This is a genomic window from Cuspidothrix issatschenkoi CHARLIE-1 (assembly GCF_002934005.1).
GTDB lineage: Bacteria > Cyanobacteriota > Cyanobacteriia > Cyanobacteriales > Nostocaceae > Cuspidothrix > Cuspidothrix issatschenkoi.
The window spans coordinates 1-5,476 of record NZ_PGEM01000213.1; the positions used below are offsets into that span (position 1 = coordinate 1).

Consider the following 5,476-nt stretch of genomic DNA (forward strand, 5'->3'; position numbering starts at 1 on the left):
CTAAAACTGGCGTTGTTGACTCTATCAGTATGCCCTTTGAGTTGATTTTTTTCGTGAATATTAGCCAGAATTGTTTGTAATGCTAACTGGGGACTAGCAGCAGGATAGTTTTCTAGGGGGCGACCATCTTTAACCAACTTTTGCAGTTCCTGTCCTGCGCCCATAGCTGCTAATAATGGTTCTATTTCATATTTCTCAAATTGTTGCCAAGCTGTAATTCCCTCTCGTTCTAGCCTTGAACCTGTTTGGGCTTCGTAACTGAGGCGAGATGCTTGGGTAGCCAATACAGCGGCAATTCCACCTAAAACAACGGAGATAAATAGGACTCCTGAACCAATGCGAATTCTTTGTGTGGCTTTTTTGTTAGCCGTAGTTAAAACTTTCTTTGCTTCCTCTGCTTGTTTTAATTCTGCTTCAGTTTGCTGGCGCTGCTTTTTTTCTCTTTCCAGTTCTCTTTCTAGTGCTTGTTGTAACTCTTTTTCAGCTAATTTTCTTTGTTGTCTTTCTCCTTCCAGTTCTGCTATCACTGCTTGTAACTTGGGTTCTTGTTGTTGGCGAATAAACAAAGCCAGATAATCATGAACTAATTGATAACGTTCACAGGGATTTTCTGGTAACAACACCACTAAACCAGATTTGACAAATATCTCTAATACTAAATCTAATTTTTTCTCAGATTCGGTGTTATCTCGTTCTAATAATGATTTTAAATCTGCTTCTAATTCTACCTTAGTTTTTAGCGGTCTTGTTCCTTGTTCGTCTGTGAGAAAATAAAGTAATAATTCCGCAAGTTCTTGATTTTCCTGACCGCAATCATTAACTATTTCCCCTAAGTAACGTTTAACCAATTCTTGTTTGTTACCGATTTGCTGATATGCTGCTAGGGTTGTGATATTTTCTGTTTCTAATTGCGCCCCCACAATTTGTAATTCAATGGGACGAACTGAACCTACTTCTCCCGCTAAATCTTCTACCAGTCGGTTAATTAAAACAGGTTCTAACTGAAAAGTTGTTTTTTCTGTTAATCTATCAATCGTTAATTTAGCATTTTCTGGTGTTAAATTTCCTAATTTATACAACACATTTTTACTCAAAATACCATCACCAATAATATTCATATCGGGGATTTCATCACATTCTAATAAAAGATGTAAATAATCTACCCGCAAAGATAAAATTACTCGCAAATAGCCAATATTTTTATGATTTAGACATTTCCCTAAAAACTTAAAAAATTCTGTTCTGGCTTTATCGTCAGGACACACAAAGAAAAATTCTTCAAATTGGTCAAAAATTAACACTGTTCTCAGATTTTTCTGTTCAATTTCTACCAGTTTTAAAATAAACTCTTCCTGAGTATCTAATTTTAATTCTGCTGGTTTGAACTTCGCTGGTAATACATCTAATAGTTGTTTTGCTAATTCTGTAAACCAACTATTATAAACTCTAATTGTCACAGGTAAATTATCTTTAAACCCGATAGCTTTATTTTCCAATGCAGGAATTAACCCAGCATTAACTAGAGAACTTTTACCAACTCCCGACTGTCCATGAATAACAATGATTTTTTTATCATTTCTGCCAATTCTTGCTAGTAATTCATCTACATCTATTTTCCGTCCAGATGCCTCAATTTCAGGAGAAATATTTTCTTTTTTAATGGTTTGATTTGTTTGTAGAGATGTTCCATGGAACGTCTCTACATTGACATTTGTTGTTTTTGCTGGTTTTAACCAACCTGCACCAATAAACGCCCGCAAACCAAATTGTTGTTCAATAGAACGACTTTCTAATTTGATGTTAAAAGCTTCTAGATATTCTGTTTTTTGAAACAATAGTTTTTGTAAAAGATTGAGAATTTTAACATACAGCTTTGGTTGATTATTGATAACCCCCATATCTTTAGCCAATTTTAAATTACTAACTGCTTGTTCATGTTGTTGTAATTTTTCTTGAGCTTGTGCTAAAATTAATAATAGGCTTTGACGATAATAACTTAGTAGGGGTAATTCATGAATTACCCCTACCCCTTGATTAGCAATTTTGTCTGTTTCTGGAAAATTTGATTGTTCAAAATTAGCTGTTGCTAAAAATAGATAATCTTCCGCTATTTTCAAGATATTATTTTCAGCCTGATGTATTTCTAAAGCTTGTTGAGATAATGTTTTTAATTGTTCCCATGCTTGTAAATCTTGGAGAATTAACCCAAATCTTGATAAAGAATTAGCAATTAAATCCAGACGTTGAGCATTTTTAAACTTTTCTAATGTTTGTTGTAAATAATTTCCAACTTCTCCCCCTTCCCTGCTAGGAAAGGGGGCTAGGGGGTTAGGTCTGAATTTTTCATAATTGCAAATTGTCAGATTATAAAGTATTTTCCCTTGAATTTCTAAATTATCGGTTGTTTGCCAAAAATCCCAACTTTGTTGATAGTAATTAATGGCTGTATCTAATCGTTTCTTGTTATATTCAATAAAGCCTTTTAAAAAATTACAATTAGCTTGAAAATCTGGTTCTAAATCTTGTCCATATTTTTGTAAGTCTTGGAATGCTAATTCAATTTCTTGTAAATCTACATTCAAATCATTATTTAATATTTTATCTATTATTGATGTGAGTAAATTAATTAATTCATCAAAAGAAAGAGGAAAATTGATAGTAATTCCCCAACTTTCTAAATCAGGTGCAGATTCCATGATTTGTTGATATATTGCATCATTAATCCATAGCACTACCGGATACTGACAATTATTTCTAAATTCTTCCCTGACTTGATTAGCTGAACTAAACATTTTTGATAAATTCGGTAAAGACTCCCAACCGATAATCATTAATGCTTGAATATTCTGATCAAATTCTTCTTGAATAGCATTATATAATGTTCTTTCTGATTTTTGTAGCCGTAAAATTTGAATTTCAATCTCACAGATTTTCTGTAATTCTTGAATAAGTTGACTTTGTAAATTGAGATAATTGCATTTAGCCAAAATCAGCTTAAATTCTCCCTGAGATGCTTCTAAAGACCATGCTAAATCTTCTAGTTGTTGTAAGTTTGTCATATTTGGTAATTGATGATAAACAATATCCCCGACTTCTAAATTTTAATCTTGATAAATAATAACATTGATCGAAGGCAATAATTCAGGTGAGATGATAAGATCCCCGACTTCTTTGATTTATTGTGTCCATAAATTATAAATTGATCTCAGAAGTCGGGGATCTAAAATCCTGTTAATCCTTAAATCGGTGGATATCCTGATTCAGACAGCTTTTTCGATTCTGCTAAAATTGGGTTAACATCAAACCATAATTCGCCTTGATCTCGATATTCAAAGACAAATCTACTACGGATTAATTTCTGATATCCTAAATCATCACTAACTTCTTTAGTTTCTTTCACATGACGTAATAATTGCCATTCTTCAGCAGAAATAGCTAAAGACATTTCATTGCGTCGTTCACGAATAATCTGCTCTAAAGTGTTACCCTGGAGAGGAAATTTTTTATCTTTCGTTTTCATAATCCAGGTATTTAATAACTTTAAAATATCGCGCACATGACCACCGCTAACCTGACACAATCGGTCTAAACTTTCTGGAATATCAAAAATGTCGGTAATTTTATTTAAGCGGTCTTCTGGGGTTAAATTAGGAAAAGCCCTGGCTAAAATCATCTGTCGCATTAGCGCCAATCCCTGTTGATGGATGCTACCATCTGAATATTTAACAGGAACCATTGGTAATATTTTTGGTTCTTCTGGAAATCGTTGGGTTAATGTTCCATATTCATTAGAAAATCTCAAAGCCAAAGGCATGGTATAAATGACATGACAATTCAGTTTAGTCAGATATTCACCTTGGTCTACAAATAGATATTCCTGTTGTGTTCGACCCCAGGGTTTAATGCTATTATCTATGCGGTCTAGGTTATCAACTATGACAACTAAACCATTTTTACCTTGTTGTTTAAGTTTAGAAATAGCAGGTTCTAAAAGTTCTTGATTAATTACTTGTAGTAATTCGGTTTTTTGTGGTCCTAAATATTGATTTATTTTGGTTCTTAATGTAGAATCACTTTTCATTTTTGTGGTGATTTCCCCAATACCCAAAGACAAAGATAATTTTTCTCCGTCAGCAGTATAACCAATATCTTGACCAGCAAATTTACCTTTAAAACCTGTAACTTCAGAGTTTAAAATATTCCATGCACCTTGAAGTAATTCCTGAAATTTTCTCGGTTCTTCGAGGACAATTTTCTCAAGACTTTTACTAATGCGACTAGCAATGGCTAAAAATACATCAGCAATATCTACATCTGTAATTTCTAAATCTTCGCTAGATTCAAAATAAATAACATGAAAATCTGCTGCTTCTAATTCTACCTGCAACCGCAATAATTCTGTGGATTTACCGCAACCTATATGTCCAGTAAATAGGTTACAGGTAGGCTGATCTGGATTCCAAAATGTAATACTCTCTTTTAGAGTGCTGATGATATCCTCACCACGCACTTGAGAAAAGTCAATATAACATTTTTGGTCTTCCACATTCTGAGCTTTCAGAGTCCATGCAGGGTTGGTGGCTCTATTAAAATCCTGAATATCCATTTTATCAGTAGTATGATTGTCTTAGTAGTGGTTAAGTATCCCTACTGACAATATTACTTGTTTCTCAGTAATTAGTAAAGGGTTTTAAACCTAATTTTCTGGCGAAAATGGGGATTAAAAGGGTAAAAACTGTAATAAGACTGAACCTAAACTCCCCACAAAATCCATAAAGCTGGGTTTACCTGCATTAACTGTTTCAGTGTAGGGTGTTTTTAATTCTGTAATAAAAGCTTTTGCTGTTTGCAGTCCTTGAGTATTTTTTTCTTTTGCAAATAATTCTGCTGCCTTTTGGGCATCTTGTAGGGCGTTTTGTCTGTCTAAACTTTGATAACTAGCGATACCACGGGCTAAATATGCACCGGCATAGTCTGGTTTAAGAGCGATCGCTTGGCTAAAATAATCAATAGCTGGTTTAAGATTCCCCTTTTGTGCGGCTGCTACACCCCAGGCATAAAAATCTTCCGATTTAGCAATCTGTGAAGGTATTCCTACCGCACCTTGAAAATTTGTCCCCGTAATATTTGCACCTTTTAATTCAGCATTCATTAAAAAGGTATCTCGTAAATCAGCACTAGTTAAGTTTGCACCACTGAGTTTAGCTTCACTTAAATTCACACCAAATAGACTTGCACCACTCAAATTAGCACCCCGCAAATCAGCACCAGCCAAATTTGCCCCAGCTAAATCAGCCATCACTAATCCGGCATTAGTTAGTACACACTTAGGACATTGTTTTTTTGCTAATAACTGTCTAATATCTTCATAACTCCCAGCTTGGACGGTACTTGATAAGCTGAGTGTGACTAGAAATACAGATGTAGCTAGAATTCTACTGTTCATAATTTTTGTATGATTGGTAATTGGTAATTG

General features: G+C 34.1%; 3 protein-coding genes. All 3 read right to left on the minus strand.

The features are described 5' to 3' along the window. Nucleotides 1–3,059, minus strand: a 3,059-nt coding sequence (locus CUN59_RS20375; RefSeq protein WP_438501840.1) for an nSTAND1 domain-containing NTPase, incomplete at its 3' end; no start/stop codon positions are given. A 179-nt stretch (nt 3,060–3,238) separates the two neighbouring features. Next, nucleotides 3,239–4,606 carry a P-loop NTPase fold protein gene (locus tag CUN59_RS20380; protein WP_104389538.1) on the minus strand — a complete coding sequence of 456 codons (1,368 nt, stop codon included), beginning with the start codon at nt 4,604–4,606 and terminating at the stop codon, nt 3,239–3,241. Between the two features lie 114 nt (nt 4,607–4,720). Further along, the gene (locus tag CUN59_RS20385; protein ID WP_104389539.1) at nt 4,721–5,446 is read right to left on the minus strand and encodes a pentapeptide repeat-containing protein; all 726 of its coding nucleotides are present in this window, start codon (nt 5,444–5,446) and stop codon (nt 4,721–4,723) included. Nucleotides 5,447–5,476: the final 30 nt, after the last annotated feature.

Coding starts and splice junctions, on each gene's coding strand:
- CUN59_RS20380 (WP_104389538.1), bottom strand. CDS start 4,606: ATGGATATTCAGGATTTTAATAGAGCCACCAACCCTGCATGGACTCTG.
- CUN59_RS20385 (WP_104389539.1), bottom strand. CDS start 5,446: ATGAACAGTAGAATTCTAGCTACATCTGTATTTCTAGTCACACTCAGC.